Annotated in this window: 20 protein-coding genes; 1 reads left to right on the forward strand and 19 read right to left on the reverse strand. The window is 38.9% G+C overall.

What is annotated here, in order from left to right; genetic code table 11:
- Positions 1-12: 12 nt before the first annotated feature.
- From rplI to IE339_RS23615, 10 genes are all read right to left on the reverse strand, one after another.
- The gene (gene rplI, locus IE339_RS23570) at positions 13-459 is read right to left on the reverse strand and encodes a 50S ribosomal protein L9 (protein WP_242172537.1); all 447 of its coding nucleotides are present in this window, start codon (positions 457-459) and stop codon (positions 13-15) included.
- Entirely contained in the window at positions 456-2,429 is a 1,974-nt protein-coding gene (locus tag IE339_RS23575) for a DHH family phosphoesterase (protein ID WP_242172539.1), read from the reverse strand. The genes rplI and IE339_RS23575 overlap by 4 nt, the downstream gene beginning before the upstream one ends.
- 58 nt (positions 2,430-2,487) lie before the next feature.
- A complete protein-coding gene (locus IE339_RS23580) occupies positions 2,488-3,423 on the reverse strand; it encodes a YybS family protein (RefSeq protein WP_347342731.1) in 936 nt (311 codons plus the stop codon).
- A 212-nt stretch (positions 3,424-3,635) separates the two neighbouring features.
- On the reverse strand, positions 3,636-3,875 hold the full coding sequence (gene rpsR / locus IE339_RS23585; RefSeq protein WP_053401804.1) for a 30S ribosomal protein S18: 240 nt from the start codon (positions 3,873-3,875) through the stop codon (positions 3,636-3,638).
- Between the two features lie 60 nt (positions 3,876-3,935).
- The gene (ssb, locus tag IE339_RS23590; RefSeq protein WP_053401803.1) at positions 3,936-4,448 is read right to left on the reverse strand and encodes a single-stranded DNA-binding protein; all 513 of its coding nucleotides are present in this window, start codon (positions 4,446-4,448) and stop codon (positions 3,936-3,938) included.
- A 52-nt stretch (positions 4,449-4,500) separates the two neighbouring features.
- Complete coding sequence (gene rpsF, locus IE339_RS23595; protein ID WP_053401802.1) at positions 4,501-4,788, reverse strand: 30S ribosomal protein S6; 288 nt, start codon at positions 4,786-4,788, stop codon at positions 4,501-4,503.
- A gap of 120 nt (positions 4,789-4,908) precedes the next feature.
- Positions 4,909-6,009: a redox-regulated ATPase YchF gene (gene ychF / locus IE339_RS23600; RefSeq protein ID WP_242172543.1), complete on the reverse strand. Its 1,101-nt coding sequence runs from the start codon at positions 6,007-6,009 to the stop codon at positions 4,909-4,911.
- Between the two features lie 90 nt (positions 6,010-6,099).
- Positions 6,100-8,124 (reverse strand): molybdopterin-dependent oxidoreductase, encoded by a 2,025-nt coding sequence (locus IE339_RS23605; RefSeq protein ID WP_242172545.1) that lies wholly within the window; start codon positions 8,122-8,124, stop codon positions 6,100-6,102.
- Between the two features lie 79 nt (positions 8,125-8,203).
- A complete protein-coding gene (locus IE339_RS23610) occupies positions 8,204-8,401 on the reverse strand; it encodes a DUF951 domain-containing protein (RefSeq protein WP_053401799.1) in 198 nt (65 codons plus the stop codon).
- A gap of 25 nt (positions 8,402-8,426) precedes the next feature.
- Positions 8,427-9,329, reverse strand: a complete 903-nt coding sequence (locus tag IE339_RS23615) for a mechanosensitive ion channel family protein (RefSeq protein ID WP_242172548.1) — start codon at positions 9,327-9,329, stop codon at positions 8,427-8,429.
- A gap of 386 nt (positions 9,330-9,715) precedes the next feature.
- Between IE339_RS23615 and yyaC the strand changes: the two genes are divergently transcribed.
- Complete coding sequence (gene yyaC, locus IE339_RS23620) at positions 9,716-10,339, forward strand: spore protease YyaC (RefSeq protein WP_242172550.1); 624 nt, start codon at positions 9,716-9,718, stop codon at positions 10,337-10,339.
- Positions 10,340-10,368: 29 nt separating this feature from the next.
- On the opposite strand, the gene IE339_RS23625 is transcribed toward yyaC, so the two are convergent.
- From IE339_RS23625 to rpmH, 9 genes are all read right to left on the reverse strand, one after another.
- Positions 10,369-11,226 (reverse strand): ParB/RepB/Spo0J family partition protein, encoded by an 858-nt coding sequence (locus IE339_RS23625; RefSeq protein ID WP_242172552.1) that lies wholly within the window; start codon positions 11,224-11,226, stop codon positions 10,369-10,371.
- A complete protein-coding gene (locus tag IE339_RS23630) occupies positions 11,198-11,980 on the reverse strand; it encodes a ParA family protein (RefSeq protein ID WP_242172554.1) in 783 nt (260 codons plus the stop codon). Before IE339_RS23630 ends, IE339_RS23625 begins: the two co-directional genes overlap by 29 nt.
- A 118-nt stretch (positions 11,981-12,098) precedes the next feature.
- Positions 12,099-12,923: a nucleoid occlusion protein gene (gene noc, locus IE339_RS23635; protein ID WP_397428604.1), complete on the reverse strand. Its 825-nt coding sequence runs from the start codon at positions 12,921-12,923 to the stop codon at positions 12,099-12,101.
- A gap of 217 nt (positions 12,924-13,140) precedes the next feature.
- Positions 13,141-13,857: a 16S rRNA (guanine(527)-N(7))-methyltransferase RsmG gene (gene rsmG / locus IE339_RS23640; RefSeq protein ID WP_242172558.1), complete on the reverse strand. Its 717-nt coding sequence runs from the start codon at positions 13,855-13,857 to the stop codon at positions 13,141-13,143.
- Between the two features lie 26 nt (positions 13,858-13,883).
- A complete protein-coding gene (gene mnmG, locus IE339_RS23645; protein WP_242172560.1) occupies positions 13,884-15,773 on the reverse strand; it encodes a tRNA uridine-5-carboxymethylaminomethyl(34) synthesis enzyme MnmG in 1,890 nt (629 codons plus the stop codon).
- Between the two features lie 34 nt (positions 15,774-15,807).
- Positions 15,808-17,196 (reverse strand): tRNA uridine-5-carboxymethylaminomethyl(34) synthesis GTPase MnmE, encoded by a 1,389-nt coding sequence (gene mnmE, locus IE339_RS23650; RefSeq protein ID WP_242176296.1) that lies wholly within the window; start codon positions 17,194-17,196, stop codon positions 15,808-15,810.
- A gap of 302 nt (positions 17,197-17,498) precedes the next feature.
- On the reverse strand, positions 17,499-18,125 hold the full coding sequence (jag, locus tag IE339_RS23655; protein WP_242176297.1) for an RNA-binding cell elongation regulator Jag/EloR: 627 nt from the start codon (positions 18,123-18,125) through the stop codon (positions 17,499-17,501).
- Between the two features lie 400 nt (positions 18,126-18,525).
- The gene (gene rnpA / locus IE339_RS23660) at positions 18,526-18,867 is read right to left on the reverse strand and encodes a ribonuclease P protein component (protein ID WP_242172562.1); all 342 of its coding nucleotides are present in this window, start codon (positions 18,865-18,867) and stop codon (positions 18,526-18,528) included.
- A gap of 117 nt (positions 18,868-18,984) precedes the next feature.
- Positions 18,985-19,119 (reverse strand): 50S ribosomal protein L34, encoded by a 135-nt coding sequence (gene rpmH / locus IE339_RS23665; RefSeq protein WP_053401789.1) that lies wholly within the window; start codon positions 19,117-19,119, stop codon positions 18,985-18,987.
- Positions 19,120-19,956: the final 837 nt, after the last annotated feature.

Raw genomic sequence — 19,956 nt, forward strand, 5'->3', positions numbered from 1 at the left:
TTACTGAAATTATTATTGCTCTGATACATGAACTTTAACTGTCGCCGTTACTTCAGGATGAAGCTTAACAGGAACGTTTGTGAATCCTAATGCGCGAATTGCATCATCCATTTCAATTTTGCGTTTGTCGACTTTGATATTGTGAGTTTTCTTTAATTCTTCTGCAATTTGCTTACTTGTGATCGATCCGAATAAGCGACCGCCTTCACCAGATTTTGCTTTAAGCTCAACCGTTAGCTTTTCTAACGTTTCTTTTAGCTGTTTGCTTTGCTCAAGCTCTTCTGCTGCTTCTTTTTTCTCTTTGTTCTTTTGTCCTTCTAAAGCTTTGATGCTTGCATTCGTTGCTTCTACAGCAAGATTTTGTTTGAGTAAGAAGTTTTGAGCGTAGCCGTCTGATACGTTTTTAACTTCGCCTTTTTTACCTTTACCTTTAACATCTTTTAAGAAAATAACTTTCATGATTTTTTTCCTCCCTCTAAATACTCATCAATGACTTGTTTTAATCTCTCTTCCGCTTCATCTAATGTTATATTTTGAAGCTGTGTAGCGGCATTTGTCAAATGTCCTCCGCCTTCTAAGCTCTCCATAATGACCTGAACATTTACGTCCCCTAGAGAACGTGCGCTAATCCCAATTCGATTATCATTTCGTTTTGAAATAACAAACGAGGCTACTACCCCACTAATCGAGAGCAGTGTATCTGCTGCCTGTGCGAGCAGTACTTGATCATAGCTTTCAGACTCTTCCCCTTTAGAGATCGCAATACCCGTTTTGTAAATATGCGCTTTTTCAATAAAACGCGCTCTCTTCACATACTGATTAACATCTTCTTTAAGGAATTTTTGCACGAGCACAGTGTCTGCACCTTGAGAGCGTAAAAACGATGCTGCATCAAACGTACGTGATCCTGTACGCAAGGTGAAGCTCTTCGTATCGACAATAATTCCCGCCAGTAACGCTGTTGCTTCAAGCATATCGATTTTAAACCGCTTCGGCTGATATTCGAGTAGCTCTGTCACAAGCTCTGCGGTTGAAGAGGCATAAGGCTCCATGTACACGAGTAAAGGATCCTCAATGAACTCCTCAGCGCGGCGATGATGGTCGATGACGACAACATTTTCTACTTTGTTCAGTAATCGATCTTCAATAACTAATGAAGGCTTGTGAGTATCTACTACTACAAGCAGCGTATCTTCGCTCACTAGATTCAGCGCCTCATCAGGTGAAATAATACGCGACCATAGATCAGAGTCTTTTTTAATCTCTGCCAATAGACGCTTCACACCCTCATCAAGCTGCTCCGTATCCAATACGATATAGCCGTCTTTTTGGTTAACCTGGGCTACTTTTAAAATCCCAATGGAAGAACCGATTGCATCCATATCTGGATATTTGTGACCCATTACCATGACTTTGCTACTTTCAGACACAAGTTCTTTTAAGGCATGAGAGATTACACGAGCACGAACCCTCGTACGTTTCTCCATCGGATTCGTTTTCCCACCATAAAACTTTACTTTCCCATTTGTTTGTTTGATGGCTACTTGGTCTCCTCCCCTACCTAGGGCCAAATCTAAGCTAGATTGAGCAAGGGCACCTAGTTCAGGTAAATTAGAGGATCCAATTCCAATCCCAACACTTAAGGTTAAGGGAATATTGTATTTCGACGTCTCTTCACGGACTCGATCTAAAATAGAAAACTTACTCTTCTCCAAATGAATCAAAATTTGTTCATTTAAAATCGCAATAAATCGATCAGATGACGTGCGCTTAATAAATAAACCATACTCTTGACCCCAGCTGTTAATAAGGGACGTCACTTTGCTATTTAAATTACTTTTTAATTGATCGTCCATTCCCTGCGTAAGTTCATCATAGTTATCTAAAAAGATAACGCCTAAAACTGTCCGTTCATCTTCGTATAGCTTTTCGATTTCTACTTTTTCTGTTACATCGAAAAAGTAAACCAATCGCTCCTCACGCTTTAAAATCACATTAAACTTTCGCTCATGAAGCGTAAAAACATCATTATCTACTTCTTGCTTAATAAGAGGAATGAGGCTTTCAGCGACATCATAAAGAGAGCGCCCAACTAACGTATCTTCATTAAAACAGGATGCAAGGAACGGATTCGTCCATTCAATCTGGTAATCATCATTGAACAGCATAATTCCAATAGGCATTTCCATCAATGCCTCTTCCCCAACCTTTTTTAAGCGATGAGAGAGCATCGAAATATACGATTCTAATTCATCTGACATTAACCGTTCCAATTTTATATATAATACTAACGCTCCTATTAGTAGGATCACTCCCACCACTCCAATGATCCAGTGATGGTATGCGACGATAGCTACTAAAAGAACCGCAAAACCGTATAGCAAATAAAATGGATAGCGAATAATGTTCTTTTTTGTAAAGACAGGCATCCATTTCAGCTCCTACTCTTCAAGTTAGCAATGTTCTTATGCTACTAAATATGTTGGTTTATTTAGGACTGTGTCTACGACGTAAATTAAACCCTAAATCAATTATACCCAATATGCGGACGATTTGAAGAAGTAAAGGGATGAAAAATGAGAAAAACATCAAAACGATTGGAATGAAAATCGGCATCTTTTTCTGCTTAAAAAATGAAAAGATTACCGCAAATCCCTGTAACAAAATTAAAATCTGCAATAAAAAGGCCACGTTATTAATAGCCATAAACATAAAGGACCCATCAGGAAATTGAATAAACGACAACAAGATCGAGATCAGGTAAAACCATAGAATAATCCTTGGAAGCTGAAACTCTGAAAAAGGTCCCATTCGTGGAACGTCATGCTTTAAACGCTTTAAAATAGGACGAGCAACCACGTGGTTTACGAAGGTTAAAAACATTCCTACTAACACCATTATAGATGGTATGAGATACTTCATATCATTCAGTTGGTCTTTTAGCATGTTAATCTGCTTCTCTTCTTCTGATCGAATTTGTCCCTGTCCAATCTGTCCGATAAATTGCTGTGACTGATTAATGGATTGATCTAAAGACTTGTCCATCAATGCTTGAAAATCAACATGAAAAAGCGACTTTGCAACAATAAAAAACAAAACCAAGTTTAAGCAATATACAACTGTTCCATTTACTAAAGCTGCATAGCCACTTCCCTTTTTTCGATAAAAATATCCGAGCGTAATTCCACCTGTACCAGCCATAAACGTCACCGGTAGCGACAGGGGTGAAAGTAAAACAGTCAGCAACAAGCTTGCGACTAACAATAGCAACGATTTCTTCCAATGATGGCGCATCGTATAGAAGATAAACGGTAGCGGTAATAGCAACATCACTATAATCCTAATTACAGGTATGTATAAAGATATAAGAAGCATACACATATAGATCGCGAGCATTAGCGCACCTTCAGTTAAATAACGCATTCCCTTCACATTTCCACCTCATACATTCATTAGACTATTTCCTATTTTATCTATTCCAGACCTTATAATCAAATGTTACAGAAACTCGTCAAGAAAACGTCAATCTTATGCGTAAAAATGACGTATGAGGAGGATATATATTGATTCATTATCATATTCTATAAGGGAGAATAAAAAAAGACACTCATATACGAGTGTCTTTTTATAAACTATTATTCGCCTGAAACATATGGCAATAATGCCATTTGACGAGCGCGTTTAATAGCAATTGTTAATTTACGTTGGTATTTAGCGCTAGTACCTGTTACACGACGAGGTAAAATTTTACCACGTTCTGAAACGAACTTTTTAAGTAAATCTACATCTTTATAATCGATGCGAGTAATACCGTTCGCTGTGAAGTAACAAACCTTACGGCGTTTTGCGCGTCCACCTCTGCGTCCTCCAGCCATTATAATACCTCCCTTTTATTTGTTATTTCAAAGATATACTCATACGTATCAGATCGATTCTTAGAATGGTAAATCGTCATCAGAGATGTCGATTGGCTTACCATCATTTGCAAATGGATCATCATCCACACGTGTATAACCTTGGTTGTTTGAATTACGGTTCTGATCTTGTCCACCAAATGGATATCCACCTGAACCACCTTGATTTCCACTAGCAGCGTAATTATTATTACGCGGTGCTTCGTTTCCACCAGTTCTTGGTTCTAGGAATTGTACGCTCTCTGCTACAATCTCAGTGATGTAGACTCTTTTACCGTCTTGACCTTCAAAGTTTCGAGTCTGTACACGACCGTCTACTCCAGCCAAGCTACCTTTTTTCAAAAAGTTTGCGACGTTTTCAGCAGGGCGACGCCATACCACACAGTTGATAAAGTCTGCTTCACGCTCACCTTGTTGGTTAGTAAAAGTACGATTCACTGCTAACGTGAAAGTTGCTACAGCTACTCCATTTGGGGTATAGCGTAATTCAGGATCTTTTGTTAATCGCCCAACTAGAATTACGCGATTCATCATCAGAACCACTCCTTCAGGAATTTAAAACTCTATTTATTTAAACGATTATTTATTAAGCTTCTTCACGTACTACGATATGACGAATGATGTCTTCGTTGATCTTAGCAAGACGGTCGAATTCTTGAATCGCTTCGTTACCAGCCTCTACTTTTAAGATCATGTAGTAACCGTCACGGAAATCGTTAATTTCGTAAGCTAAACGACGTTTACCCCACTCTTTAACGTTTTCGATTGTTGCACCGTTATCTGTTAAGATACCGCCGAAACGATCTACTACAGCTTTTTTAGCTTCATCCTCAATGTTTGGACGGATGATATACATAACTTCGTATTTTTTCATCCTTGTCACCTCCTTTTGGTCTAAACGGCCCTTAATGGGCAAGGAGCAATATAACTATTACTCACAAGTAAAAAGTATATCACACCTATATATCGAAATCAATATTAGTTACAGTAAGAATTAGACATTAAAGCGGAAGTGCATAACATCTCCGTCTTTTACTAGATATTCTTTACCTTCTAGACGGACTTTTCCTGCTTCTTTCGCTGCTGTCATGCTACCACTCGTTACTAGATCGTCATAAGCAACCGTTTCTGCACGAATGAATCCACGTTCGAAATCTGTATGAATAACCCCTGCACATTGTGGAGCCTTCATGCCTTTACGGAACGTCCATGCGCGCACTTCTTGCTCACCTGCTGTGAAATACGTTGCTAGACCTAATAAATGATAAGAAGCACGAATTAATTGATCTAATCCAGACTCTTCGATTCCTAACTCTTCTAGGAACATTTCTTTTTCTTCGCCTTCAAGCTCAGCAATTTCAGATTCAATCTTCGCACATACGACGATAACTTCTGAGCTGTCTTTTTGAGCGTATTCACGTACTTGTTGCACATATGGATTATTTGAAGCGTCTGCTACTTCATCTTCTCCTACGTTTGCTACATAAAGCATTGGCTTCACTGTTAAAAGGTGAAGACCTTTTACAATGCGCATTTGCTCATCTGTAAATTCTAATGCGCGAGCTGGTTGCTCTGCTTCTAACCCAGCTTTTAATTTCACAAGCACTTCATGCTCGTAAACAGCATCTTTATCTTTTTGTTTTGCTAATTTCGCCACGCGATCAACACGCTTATCGACTGTTTCTAAATCAGCTAAAATTAACTCTAAATTAATCGTTTCAATATCAGCGATTGGATCTACTTTACCAGATACGTGTGTAATGTTATCATCTGCAAAACAACGTACCACTTGGCAGATCGCATCCACTTGACGAATGTGTGATAAGAATTTGTTTCCTAGTCCCTCACCTTTACTTGCACCTTTTACAATTCCCGCAATGTCTGTAAATTCAAATGCTGTAGGAACCGTTTTCTTCGGATTTACAAGCTCCGTTAATTTCTGAAGACGTTCGTCTGGTACTTCTACAATTCCAACGTTCGGATCAATCGTACAGAACGGATAGTTCGCAGATTCAGCCCCCGCTTGTGTAATTGCATTAAATAAAGTTGACTTTCCGACATTTGGAAGTCCGACAATTCCAGCTGTTAATGCCATATATATTCCACTCCTCTATATTTACCGTAAACAATTTAACCTTTCCCAATTATAGTGAGTCAAGGTTGAAAAAACAAGCCTAATCAATTCCTAATTATTAACACTTATACTCTCTACTTTTTTAATTCCTACTAAGCAATCGTACAACGTGCTGCCTAATCCATTATCCGATTCTCCATTTGGTGTAAGTAGATTAACACTTCCCCCAAACTGTTTCCATTGGCCTTCATCTACATTAATTGTTCCTGGATGAGCAATCTTCATGATCCTTACTTTCCCTCTGAGCGTTCCTCGATCATTAAACAATTGAGCCATATCTCCTTCTTCGAGACCCATCTCAGTAGCTACATCTTGAGATACTTCAATCTTCACTTCCTGCAAGCCTTTAATAACAGGATAGTGCTGTGAATGATTTGAACGCATCGGATGAATCGACAATAATTGATAAGGAAACTTACGTGCTAACTCCGTGTTAGAAGCAGAAGATTCCTCGGGAAATAATAGCTGCAATTTCCCATTGTATCCCTTTTTTTCTCCTAACGTTGAAGTGAATTCATACTTACCACTCGGTGTCTTAAACTCATAGGTAGACCACGGAACATCTCTGATAGGTAGTAAAAGGTGCTTTTCTTCTTTTAGTCTGTCGAGCGTAATGCCGTGATCCTTCAGCTTACTAAGACCCATCTCTAAAAACTCATCGACTGTGTAATCAAACACCTCTCCAAACCCAAGACGTTTGGCAAGTTCTGTCCAAATCCATCGATCGGACTTTGCTTCACCTGGAGGCGTTACAGCCGCTTCCCCGTAGTTCATATAGCCGTGATACATAGATGCGTAGTAAATGTCTGTTTCCTCAAATACAGTCGTTGTTGGAAGAACATAATCAGCGAGCGCTGCTGTATCTGTCATAAACTGATCAATCACCACAAGCGTATTTACTGATGAGAAGGCTTTTTCGACAAGGTTCGTGTTCGGCACTTGCGTAACGGGATTTCCACATGTCACCATGATCATTTGAATTTCCGGATCTACCGCCTCTAATATCCCTTCCGCCTGCTTCATCATGGTAAAACTGCGCTTCTTTTGTTTTCTTTCAGGTAACGTTAACGCATTTGAGTTAAAGCTTTGACCAACTTGAAGATTACCAAAGTTCGCTCCCCCACCTTGAATGCCGATGTTACCACTCACTGCAATAAGCGCATCAATTAAACGAATCGTATTTCCACCATTTTTGTAGCGTTGCATACCAAGTCCTAGATAAGTAGTCACTGGACGATCTGCATAGATCTCTGCTAATCCCGTAATTCGGTCGTATGGAATCTCCGTCATGTTCACGATCTCTTCCATACTAATCTCATCTACCAAAGCAACAAGATCTTCATAGCCAACGGAATGCTGCTCGATAAAATGATGATCCTCCAAACCTAGGCGTTTTAGTTCTTTTATAATACCGATCGCTAAAATACCATCCATACCTGGTTTAATTGAAATATAATCATGGGCAATCTTAGCCGTCGCATTATAGATAGGATCAATAACCGTTAGGTGAATTCCATGCTTTTTCGCTTCTTGAAGGTGTTGAAAGAGGTGCATGTTCGTTCTCGCGACATTCCGACCCCAAATGACAACGTGCTTACTGTGATAAATATCATGCGGAGCATGGCTGTAGGAATCTCCAAAGTCCCATACCTGTGCCTCAATGCCCGCCCCCCAGCAAATACTGCCTGTCAGTTCTGTCACGCCACCATAGCTATTAAAAAAACGTTGATCTAAATTTTTGAGCAGGCCGTTATTTGCATAATCATGACTGTGCAGGACAGCTTGACTACCATATTTCTTTTTAATAACCGCCATCTTTTCTGCAATTTCCTCAAGTGCTTGCTCCCAAGAAATTTGCACAAATTGACCATCAATCTTTTTTAATGGATGAAGAAGACGATCAGAAGAATTCGTACGTGTTTCTAACGCCCTTCCTCTTCCGCAAATTTTCCCCTGTGTGATGGGATGATTCGCATCTCCTTCCACTTTTATTACCTTATTATTTTCCACTGTTATATGAAAACCACAGCTGTCCCAGCAGTTCAAAGGACAAGACGATATAACCTCTTTTTTCACTATGCTCACCTCAACTATATATCACATGGATTATTCATTTTAATTTAGTATAAGTGAAAGCAAAAAAAAATGCATGAGGTTATTCCTCATGCTTAACTAACACCTTTTTCATTTTTCTCGCAAATTCTCGGCGTGGGATCATTACGCTATGTCCACAACCTTCACACTTAATTCGAATGTCCATTCCCATTCGAATAATCTGCCAACGATTTACTCCACAAGGATGTGCCTTTTTCATTTCCACTACATCTTTTATACCGAATTCTTTTTCAATCATCATGATCTCCCTTTCAATTCTCTATCTATCCATTATCTTTTACATTAGGGGAATACTGCTCATGGCCTGGTTTGTTATACATGGCCATACGAGGAATTGGAATTTCGATTCCGTGCTCATCAAGACGCATTTTAATTTCCTTGCGAATTTCCCTTGCCATATAAAAATGACGCATCGGTTTGACTTCACTTACGACACGCATCACTACTTCTGACGGACCAAAGCTTTGAATACCTAAAAGTTCTGGAGGCTTCACCATATCTTCATATTTGTCTGGTAGCTCTACAAGTAAGTCTTTAATAATTTGTTCAGCACGTTCAATATCTTCATCGTAGGAGATATTTACGTCAACAAAAGCAGTGCTATTGTGCAACGAAAAGTTGGTTACTTCGTTAATGCTACCATTTGGTAAAATATGTAACTCGCCTGTCCAACTTTTAATCTTTGTCGTGCGTAAACCAATTTCTTCAACCGTTCCTTCAAAATTCGTGATACGAACATAATCTCCCACTGAGAATTGATCCTCAAAGATAATAAAAAATCCAGTGATAATATCGCGCACTAGGTTTTGGGCACCAAATCCGACCGCTAATCCGACGATCCCCGCACCAGCCAGTAGAGCTTGCACCTTAATACCAAGCGCTTCTAAGATCATCATGAGGGCAACAAAATATACGATATACGACAAAACATTGTGAAGCAGTCGAATAAGAGTCGTCTCTCTCCGTTCAGAAATACGCAAAGGACTTTTGCTTCTCATTTCAAAGATCTTCTGAAGAGCGCTCTTTCCAACTTTAATACAAATACTCGCTAAAATGATAATCAGTAAAATCTTTAAAGCTCCTTCTCCTATTTTCGACCAAAGGGCTTCATTTAAAAATTTCTTCTGTAAGGACTCCATGACTCCTAGACTGAGTAGCAACATCATTCTGACCTACTTTTCAATATTTTTTAATTATAGAGCTTATTTTAACAAGATTTATGCATAATTTGTAGTCATTCATAATAGCATGATAAAAAAGAGAGGTTGTCCACCTTTCATTTACTTAGTTATTCGATGAAAAAGGTTCAACTATGCGAAAATCGGTTATAACAAGCAGTAAGAGTAAAAGAACTTGTACGTATGATACTAGAATAACTTATTTCTCATAGAATTCATTCCATTCTTTTTTGGGCATATACATATTGGATTGCTCAAGCTCTTTCAATCGATCTCAATTCCAATCTCTACCTTCTTAAATTTTCTCACTTTTAATGTATAGATCTTCCATAAAATTCGTATACTGTTAGTATTATGTAAAAGGAGTGGATCCTATGAATCTAAAATCCTCCTTTGTAGGAAAAAAGGAGCTAGGTGTTCGTGTGCTTCATGATGATCTCGATGCCACTACAACCCTATCACAGAACTTAGTTAGTTTGCTTCCTGCCTTGTATGAACGAAATATCGTCATTGTATGTATTGGTACAGATCGATCAACAGGAGATTCATTAGGACCACTAGTCGGTACAAAACTAAAGGAAAAAGGGCTAAATTCCTTTCATGTCTATGGCACACTAGAAGAGCCGATACACGCCATTAATTTAAAAGAAACGGTTCAACGTATTTATCAGATGCACCAAAATCCTTTTATTGTCGGCATTGACGCTTGTTTAGGACGGATGAAAAGTGTCGGAAACGTCTGCATCGGAACAGGCCCTGTGAAACCTGGAGCAGGCGTGAACAAAGAATTGATCCCTGTAGGGGATATTCACATTACAGGAATCGTAAATGTAAGTGGATTTATGGAGTTTTTTGTTTTACAAAATACGAGGCTGAGCCTAGTGATGAAGATGGCAGATCTCATCGCAGACAGCTTAATTGAGGCTAGTACTACGATGCAGCAAACGTATTCGGTTCAACCTTTTTCACCTTTAAAACGTTTCTCAAAATACAAATAACCCTTGATCTCATTGATCAAGGGTTATTTTTAAATTTCTCCTCTACTTACGCGTAGTAGCTCTAAAAGACGATCGAGATCTTCTTTTGAGAAAAACTCAATTTCAATTTTACCTTTTTTCTTCGTTTGTTTAATGAAAACAGAAGTACCAAGGCTCTCACGCAATACGGCCTCACTTTGACGAATAAACACATCTTTTTCAGGCTTTTTGTTCTTCGTTTCACGTGAAACACTCTGGTTAAGAGCAGAAACGAACTCTTCAAGCTCTCGTACACTCATTTTTTCCTTCTGAACTTTCTCAGCAATAGAGACAATTAACTTTTTATCTTTAATGGACAATAATGCTCGACCATGACCCATTGTGAGCTTACCGTGGGAAATCCAATCTTGAATTTCTTCAGGAAGAGTAAGGAGCCTCAAGTGATTAGCAATATGAGGACGACTTTTTCCAAGTCGTGCTGCTAGTTGCTCTTGAGTCATATGAAGCTGTTCCATTAACGTTTGATATGCCATAGCTTCTTCAATTGGCGTGAGATCTTCACGCTGTAAGTTTTCTAAAAGTGCTAACTCCATCATTTGCTTTTCAGAGAACTCTTTCATTACGACAGGAACGGTAGATAATCCCGCTTCCTTTGCTGCTCGGAATCTTCTTTCCCCCACAACAATCTCAAAGCCCTTAATCGTTTTACGAGCAATAATTGGCTGTAGAATACCATGCTGCAGGATGGATTCCTTTAATTCCTGAATCGCTTCTGGATGAAAAATCTTTCTTGGTTGATAGGGGTTAGGCCTTAAATCGGTTACGCTAATCTCTTGAATAGTATCTTCGCTTTTTACATCTAAGCCTGAAAATAACGCGTTAATGCCCTTCCCTAATCCTTTCGCCACTATATATCACTTCCTTTGCGAGTTCCGTGTAGACATTTGCTCCACGTGACTTTGGATCATACAAGATAATAGGTGCTCCATGACTTGGCGCTTCACTCAAACGTACGTTTCTCGGAATAATAGTACGATAGACATGATCTTGAAAATATTTCTTTACTTCCTCTGTCACCTGTAGCCCCAAATTTGTGCGCGCATCCAACATCGTAAGTAAAACTCCTTCAATACGCAAATCTGAGTTTAAATGTTTTTGCACTAAACGTACAGTATTTAATAATTGACTCAACCCTTCTAACGCATAGTACTCGCACTGTACAGGAATAAGAACGGAATCAGCAGCCGTTAATGCATTGATTGTTAATAATCCTAAAGATGGCGGACAATCAATAATAATGTAATCATAATCGTTTCGCACTTTTTCGAGCGCTCTTTTCAATCGAACTTCTCTTGAAATAGTGGAAACTAACTCAATTTCCGCTCCTGCTAACTGAATTGTAGCGGGAATAATGGATAAATTATTGACGCCCGTTGTGCAAATCACTTCTGATGCATCAGTATCTTCGACAATAACATTATAAATACAAGCATCTACTTCCGCCTTATCAATTCCTACACCGCTAGTGGCGTTCCCTTGAGGATCAGCGTCCACCATTAGTACTTTTTTTCCCTGGTGAGCCATACAAGCTCCTAGATTTACTGCAGTTGTCGTTTTACCAACTCCGCCCTTTTGATTTGCAACGGCGATAACTTTCCCCACGGTGTGACCACCTACCCTTGTTTGCATCAATCTTTTCTTGCAAAATTGAAGGAATATTTAGACTTCTATTTCCTTGATAAAAAACCCCCATCCATTTCGATGAGGAATATTTTATCGTTTATTTCTTTGGAATTTTAATTGTAATTTGATAATATTCATCAAACTCTTCTTCTTCAGAGTTAATACTCAGCCCGCTATCCGTTACCATCGTCAATGATTGACGGATCGTATTCATAGCAATGCGTGCATCTTTACTAAAAGCCTTTCGTTTCGCTTTCGGCTTTTTCACAGGTTTCTCTATTAAACTCGTTACTCGATCCTCTGTTTGTTTGACGTTGAGGTTCTTCTCTAAAATTTCTTGCAGCACGGCTTCTTGCCTTTCAACATCTTTTAAAGGAATCAACGCACGAGCATGACGCTCTGTGATAAGCTTTTGCATAATTGCTTCTTGAATTGTAGAAGGTAGTTTGAGTAAACGAAGCTTATTGGCAATGGTTGATTGACCTTTACCAAGACGCTGAGCAAGCGCTTCCTGAGTTAAATTATGTAACTCGAGTAATTTAGCATAAGCTAGTGCTTCTTCAATTGAAGTGAGTTCTTCTCGCTGAAGATTTTCGATCAGGGCGACAGAAGCTGTTTCCGCGTCATTAAACGTTCGAATGATCGCAGGTATATGCTCCCAGCCTAGTGTTTGGACTGCGCGCCATCTACGTTCTCCAGCAATTAATTCATACTCGTCGTCTGAAATAGGACGAACCACGATCGGCTGAATGATACCATGGGTACGGATTGTAAGAGCCAGTTCGTGAATTTTCTCCTCGTTAAATACGTTACGAGGCTGATAACGGTTCGGAGTAATACTCGTTACCGGGATCTCTTTTACTTCATCCCTAATTTCTTGTTCCTTACCTTCTGGTTCGATTTCTCGATCATGATGCTCTATATCATCCGTTCGATCTTTTAAATTAAAAAAACGTGAAAAAGCAGATTTCACAGTTCTACACCACCTTCAGGAAAATCCCACCATAAATAAGTTCGATATGTCATATTGATCTCCTGCTTTTAATTGATAAAATTTCGTGAGGGAAGAAGAGGTTATACGTTCTTTTCTTCTTCTCCCACGAGAAAAAAATCGTTAAATGAAGCAAAACAATAGCTAACTATTCGAGTGGAGCTTTGATTGGTGTACCTGGTTTTCGAGGATATTTTTTAGGTGTTTTCTTTACCTTGTTAATAACAGCGATGTAACGATCACTTTTCTCTATTGGAAGAGTTAAATGTTCCACACGCTCTACTTTTCCACCTAAAGTTGTGATTGCTTTTTGACCAATTTCCAATTCTTCTAGAGCTGATGCTCCCTTCATGGCAACAAATTGACCATTTTCTTTCACAAGAGGCAAGCAAAATTCACTTAAAACAGAAATACGTGCTACCGCACGAGCTGTGACAACGTCAAATGCCTCACGAATTCCCTCTTTGCGACCAAACGTCTCAGCGCGATCATGACAAAGCGTAACATCACTTAAACCTAATTCAGTGACGAGGTGATTTAAGAATGTAATTCGCTTATTCAAAGAATCGACGATAGTAACGTGAAGATGAGGGAAGCAAATTTTTAGTGGAATACTAGGAAATCCTGCTCCTGCTCCTACATCACAAACTGTTTTAACATTTTGAAAATCGTATGAAAAGGCAGCCGTTACAGAGTCAAAAAAGTGCTTTTCATACACACCCTCTTCATCCGTAATAGCCGTTAAGTTCATTTTTTCGTTCCATTCTACTAAAATTTCAAAGTATTTTTTAAATTGTTGAAGCTGATGAGAAGAGAGGGAAATCCCCTTCTCTTCTAACAGCTGTTGAAATTGTTCTTGGTTCATATCTCTTCCCTTTCTATACCTATGATTTACTCATTTGATACTTTAGCAATTTTCCCTTGCTCGATATATACAAGTAAAATCGAGATATCCGCTGGGTTTACACCTGAGATGCGTGAAGCCTGAGCGACTGTTAGAGGACGAACTTGCTTTAATTTTTGGCGCGCTTCAGAAGCAAGTCCATTGATTGCATCGTAATCAATTTGATCAGGGATTTTTTTATCTTCTAGCTTTTTCAAACGCTCTACTTGCTGCAGAGACTTTTGAATATAGCCTTCGTATTTCGTTTGAATTTCAACTTGTTCCGCAACGTCAGGATCAATCTCGCCATCAACAGGAACGATACGTGCAATGTGTGAATAATTCATTTCAGGACGTTTTAACAGATCCGACGCACGAATGCCGTCCTTCAATTCACTTCCACCCGCTTCTTTAATAATCTCTTGAACCTCTGAAGTCGGTTTAATAATAATACCCGCTAAGCGCTCTTTTTCAGCCTCAATCGCAGCTTTTTTGCTTTGGAACTTGTCGTAACGCTCATCAGAAATAAGTCCTAAGTCGTATCCGATTTCTGTTAGACGTAAATCTGCGTTGTCATGACGAAGCAATAAGCGATATTCCGCGCGTGAAGTTAGCAAGCGGTATGGCTCATTTGTTCCCTTTGTTACAAGATCATCGATTAACACTCCGATATAGGCATCAGAACGACCTAAAATCATTTCTTCTTTGTCGAGAGAACGACGACCTGCATTAATACCTGCTACGATACCTTGACCTGCTGCCTCTTCATAACCAGACGTTCCGTTAATTTGACCAGCAGTGTATAGATTTTTAATGACTTTTGTTTCAAGCGTTGGCCATAGCTGCGTTGGAACAATAGCATCATACTCAATTGCATATCCCGGACGCATCATTTGAACATTTTCTAACCCAGGAATGGTAGATAAAATATCACGCTGAACGCTCTCAGGTAAGCTTGTGGATAACCCTTGAACGTATACTTCTTGCGTATTACGACCTTCTGGTTCTAAGAAAATTTGATGACGTGGCTTATCGTTGAAACGAACAACCTTGTCTTCAATAGATGGGCAATAGCGTGGACCTGTTCCTTTAATCATTCCTGAGTACATCGGAGATAGGTGCAAGCTATTATCAATCAATTGGTGAGTTGTTTCATTTGTGTATGTTAACCAGCATGGAAGCTGATCTGTAATGTATTTCGTTGTTTCATACGAGAATGCACGTGGAACATCATCACCAGGCTGGATTTCAGTTTTACTGTAATCAATTGTATTACTATTAACACGTGGCGGCGTTCCTGTTTTAAAACGAACCAAGTCAAATCCTAGCTCTTCTAGATGCTCGGATAGGCGTACTGACGGTTGTTGATTATTTGGACCACTTGAATATTTCAGTTCTCCTAAAATAATCTCTCCGCGCAGGAAAGTACCCGTCGTGATCACGACCGTCTTCGCTTTAAATACTGCTCCTGTTTGAGTGACTACGCCCGTACAAACGCCGTCTTCGATAATCAAGCGCTCAACCATTCCTTGCATAAGCGTTAAATTCTCTTCATTTTCCATTGTCTTCTTCATTTCATGCTGATAAGCGAACTTATCTGCTTGTGCGCGTAGTGCACGAACCGCAGGACCTTTACCTGTGTTCAACATTCTCATTTGAATGTGTGTTTTATCAATGTTACGTCCCATTTCTCCCCCTAGTGCGTCAATTTCACGCACGACGATCCCTTTTGCAGGTCCCCCTACAGAAGGATTACAAGGCATAAATGCGACCATATCTAAATTAATTGTGAGTGTAAGGGTTTTGGCGCCCATGCGAGCAGAAGCAAGCGCTGCTTCAACTCCGGCATGTCCAGCTCCAATGACGATTACATCATATGAACCAGCTTCATATTGCATGTTGAACTTTACCTCCCTTAATATATAAAACTGTTTATTTTCCTAAGCAAAATTGCGAGAACAACTGATCAATCAAGCTTTCGTGTACAGATTCTCCAATAACCTCTCCGAGAATTTCCCACGTGCGTGTTAAATCAATTTGAACAATATCAATCGGAATACCGTTCTCAATTCCAACAATCGCTTCATCAATCGCTTGCTCTGCTTGCGATAGTAGACCGATATGACGAGAATTTGATACATATGTTAGATCCTGCGCTTCAATATTGCCTTCGAAGAACAAGCTCGAAATAGCCTCTTCTAGTTGATCGACACCTTGCTCTTGTACTAAAGCAGTTGTGACTACTGGATGTCCTGATGCTAATTCATACACTTTATCTAAATCAATTTTCTTCGTAAGATCCGTTTTATTCACAATGACGATATAGTCCATACCACGGACAGCTTCAAATAACTGCTCGTCCTCATGTGTAAGTTCGTCATGGTAATTTAAAACAAGTAAAATAAGATCTGCCTCTTTTAAGTATTGACGCGAACGCTCTACTCCAATACGCTCGACAATATCTTCTGTTTCACGAATTCCCGCTGTGTCTACTAAACGCAACGGTACACCGCGCACATTTACGTATTCTTCGATAACATCTCTTGTTGTTCCTGGAATATCTGTTACAATAGCCTTCGTATCTTGAACTAAGCTATTTAACAATGAAGATTTCCCAACGTTTGGTCTTCCAACGATAACCGTAGCCAGTCCTTCACGCAAAATTTTCCCTTGCTGGGACGTTTGTAAAAGCGTTTGAATCTCGCTACGCACATTTGAGGCCTTTTCAATTAACATTCGATGAGTCATTTCTTCTACGTCATCGTACTCTGGATAATCGATGTTTACCTCTACGTGAGCAAGTGTTTCAAGAATTTCTTGTCGTAGACGGCGAATCAGGTTTGATAATCGACCTTCCATTTGCTTAATGGCAACGTTCATCGCGCGATCTGTCTTAGCGCGAATTAAATCCATGACCGCTTCGGCTTGTGACAAGTCGATACGCCCATTTAAGAAAGCACGCTTTGTAAATTCACCCGGTTCTGCTAGTCTAGCACCGTTCGTCAGGATTAATTGCAAGACACGATTAACGGAAACAAGTCCACCGTGGCAGTTAATTTCAATAATATCTTCACGAGTAAAAGTTTTAGGACCTCTCATAACTGAAACCATTACTTCCTCTACCACATCGTTGGTTTTAGGGTCAATGATATTTCCGTAGTTGATCGTATGAGAAGCAACAGTAGACAGCGTCTTACCAGAGGGACTTTTAAAAATGCGATCCGCAATGGAGATCGCTTCCTCCCCGCTTAAACGTACAATAGCAATTGCCCCTTCCCCCATCGGTGTGGAAATCGCTGCAATTGTATCAAGCTCTAACATCATTCTTTCACCTCTCTTTTTTTCTCTTACCTATCTTTATTTATAAAAACATCTTGACGATGCAACGTTTTAACACAAAAGGTGTTAACCAAATTTAAAGCATAGCACAAACCATTCTTGAAAAAAATAGGTATTTTTTGAACAAACGCATTAAGTTATTCACATTTTTATAAAATGCGTACCTTTTATTTTAACTTATCCACATGTGAATAACAATTCCTACTAATCTTCCTCGAGCGAGAACTATTATTTCAAAATAAAAAACGCTCAGCTTTTACTGAGCGTTTGAGAAATAGCTTCTTCTAGGATTTTCTGCGATTCAATTGGAGAGGTTCAATGACCAAGTGACGATTCGGTTCTGTTCCAACCGAATAGGTTCGAATAGACTTATTACGAACAAGCGCTTGATGCAAAATTTTTCGTTCCGAGGAGTTCATAGGCTCAAGTTCGACTTTCGATTGCGATTGCAGTGCCTTCGCAGCGAGTTTTCCAGCTAAAACTTCCAATGACTGCTTTCTCTTCTCACGGTAGCCCTCTGGATTTAATTTAATATTTATATAATGAGTAGAAAAACGATTTGCTACTAGCTGAGTAAGCAGCTCAAGTGCGTTCACCGTTCCACCTCTTTTACCAATCAGCATAGAGGCATCTGTACTATGAATAAGAAATTCAACGTCTCGGCCTTGTACTTTTTTTGTAAGATCTGCTGTAATTCCCATCTCCATAATGACACGTTGAAGATATTCTTCAGCTTCCTGAACAGGATCAATCTTGCGTTTCATTTCAATGACTGCCGGTTTTTTATTAAAAACGCCTAAAAAACCTTTTTTTCCTTCATCAATCACAGATAAAATAACCTGATCTTCGTTAAGACCCAACTGCTTAAGACCATTCTGAGTCGCTTCTTCGACTGTACGTCCAGTGAACATTGTAGTCTCCAAATCAAACTCCTCCTTTTAAGAGTTTTCTGATTATTAAAACGCTATCTTCTATTAGTATTAAGTATACGAACAATAGGAGAAGAAAAACAACGTATGCGAGGAAATTACGTGGAAATAACTTGAAATCTAGTTGTTTTTTCATCGGAAGGATCCAAATTAGTAGTAATTTTGAAAAGAGGATCGTAAAATTGTGGATAGAGGAGATCATGATCACCGATCCGAGCCTCTTCGTTATAAGTAAGGGCTCTACATCAATCACTTAATTATGTAAAAGGCGAGATAGAACACGTCGTTTTAGATGCAAAACGGTTTTAAAAACGGTTCTGGCCATTTTTAACTATTCCTTCGTATCCCCTCATCCTTAATTTTGACAAACAAAATGCCTTCATTACTTTTTCAACACTTTAGCTCGTCTCAGCACGTGCTGCAAGCTTTTGCTCACTTCTTCATATGTCATTTCCGCCGTTGGATATCTTGCAATAATTACATAATCTCTATCTTGCTCGAGAGAACTTGATAACTCAAAGAAAACCTGGCGAATTAATCTTTTTACTCTATTTCGTACAACGGCGTTGCCGATTTTTTTCCCAACTGACAAGCCAATACGAAAATGTGGCTGATCCGACTTTTCTAGAGCGTATACCACAAATTGGCGGTTCGCGACGGACGTTCCCTTCTTAAAAACATGCTGAAAATCTTTATTTTCTTTGATTCGATAACTTTTCCTCATTATTTTAACAGCTCCTGTACCATTCCGTTCTTCTCACATTTTCTGCAACTTTAGCCTGGTTTAAACCAGGCCAAAGTGTACAAAGAGAAAAAAAGACCACTGACAGTTCAGTGGCCATTATGCTGACAATACTTTTCTTCCTTTACGACGACGGCGTGCTAACACTTTACGTCCATTAGCAGAGCTCATGCGGCTACGGAAACCGTGTACTTTACTACGCTTACGTTTATTTGGTTGGTAAGTTCTTTTCATTTATCTACACCTCCTCGAGGAATATCTGAAAAAGACAGTCTTGATAATTATAGTGACATGTCTCCCATTCTGTCAACTTTATAATAAAAAAAGACGATTTTTTATCTCTATTTTATCCTTTTTCATAATGAACGGTTTCATTTAACAAATCAGGTTTAGCTGCTTTTTGTATCCTGAAAACCACGTTTTGGCCTGCGTTGAATCAAATCTATCTCCAGATCTTCTTCTTAAGCATACACATTAAGCAACAGATATAGACATTCAATTATTTTTTCAATACTACCTATCTTATCATTTTTTTACGCATCTGTCTTCATCACCTTCATAGTATACACAAATATTATCTAGTTGTTTACCCCCTTCTTTTCCTCCTCATAAAATTATCTCTTTTTATTCAATGCTCCCTATTTTTTCTTTGTGGATAAGTTTTTTCGACATTTTTTTCTTATCTCCAGATTTATCGACAAGAGGTACACATTATATAGTGCTGTGGACAAATTATTTCCACAACCTGTAGTGATTGTGGATAAGTTTCGAAAATCCATTGCAACTATTGGTTTTCTTTGATATTATATTTTTGTTTTCACTCTTAATAAGCAAATTCCGCTGGTTTAAATATCCACAGTTGTGGATAACTTGTGGAAATTTTATTCACCATGTGTGTATCTTTTTGTCCACTTCTTGTGGATTATGTCTAAAAGTCATTTTTCTTCTATATTATATATTTATCCACAATGTCTAAAATGTATATTTATGATTTTCTCATGCATTCCATTGCATATAGTACTGTACAAAGGTTGTACAACGAATTTTTACACGTAAGGGAGGGGGATTGTT

Origin of the sequence: Priestia koreensis (assembly GCF_022646885.1) — a bacterium.
GTDB lineage: Bacteria > Bacillota > Bacilli > Bacillales > Bacillaceae_H > Bacillus_AG > Bacillus_AG koreensis_A.

Excerpts from the sequence above, each read along its gene's own strand:
- yyaC (WP_242172550.1), top strand. The coding sequence starts at position 9,716 with ATGAATCTAAAATCCTCCTTTGTAGGAAAAAAGGAGCTAGGTGTTCGT.
- IE339_RS23615 (WP_242172548.1), bottom strand. The coding sequence starts at position 9,329 with ATGATGTTGCTACTCAGTCTAGGAGTCATGGAGTCCTTACAGAAGAAA.
- rpsR (WP_053401804.1), bottom strand. The coding sequence starts at position 3,875 with ATGGCTGGAGGACGCAGAGGTGGACGCGCAAAACGCCGTAAGGTTTGT.
- rnpA (WP_242172562.1), bottom strand. The coding sequence starts at position 18,867 with ATGAGGAAAAGTTATCGAATCAAAGAAAATAAAGATTTTCAGCATGTT.
- IE339_RS23610 (WP_053401799.1), bottom strand. The coding sequence starts at position 8,401 with ATGATTGAAAAAGAATTCGGTATAAAAGATGTAGTGGAAATGAAAAAG.
- ssb (WP_053401803.1), bottom strand. The coding sequence starts at position 4,448 with ATGATGAATCGCGTAATTCTAGTTGGGCGATTAACAAAAGATCCTGAA.
- rpmH (WP_053401789.1), bottom strand. The coding sequence starts at position 19,119 with ATGAAAAGAACTTACCAACCAAATAAACGTAAGCGTAGTAAAGTACAC.
- rplI (WP_242172537.1), bottom strand. The coding sequence starts at position 459 with ATGAAAGTTATTTTCTTAAAAGATGTTAAAGGTAAAGGTAAAAAAGGC.
- IE339_RS23575 (WP_242172539.1), bottom strand. The coding sequence starts at position 2,429 with ATGCCTGTCTTTACAAAAAAGAACATTATTCGCTATCCATTTTATTTG.
- mnmG (WP_242172560.1), bottom strand. The coding sequence starts at position 15,773 with ATGCAATATGAAGCTGGTTCATATGATGTAATCGTCATTGGAGCTGGA.
- ychF (WP_242172543.1), bottom strand. The coding sequence starts at position 6,009 with ATGGCATTAACAGCTGGAATTGTCGGACTTCCAAATGTCGGAAAGTCA.
- mnmE (WP_242176296.1), bottom strand. The coding sequence starts at position 17,196 with ATGTTAGAGCTTGATACAATTGCAGCGATTTCCACACCGATGGGGGAA.
- jag (WP_242176297.1), bottom strand. The coding sequence starts at position 18,125 with ATGTTCACTGGACGTACAGTCGAAGAAGCGACTCAGAATGGTCTTAAG.
- rpsF (WP_053401802.1), bottom strand. The coding sequence starts at position 4,788 with ATGAAAAAATACGAAGTTATGTATATCATCCGTCCAAACATTGAGGAT.
- IE339_RS23580 (WP_347342731.1), bottom strand. The coding sequence starts at position 3,423 with ATGCGTTATTTAACTGAAGGTGCGCTAATGCTCGCGATCTATATGTGT.
- rsmG (WP_242172558.1), bottom strand. The coding sequence starts at position 13,857 with ATGAACCAAGAACAATTTCAACAGCTGTTAGAAGAGAAGGGGATTTCC.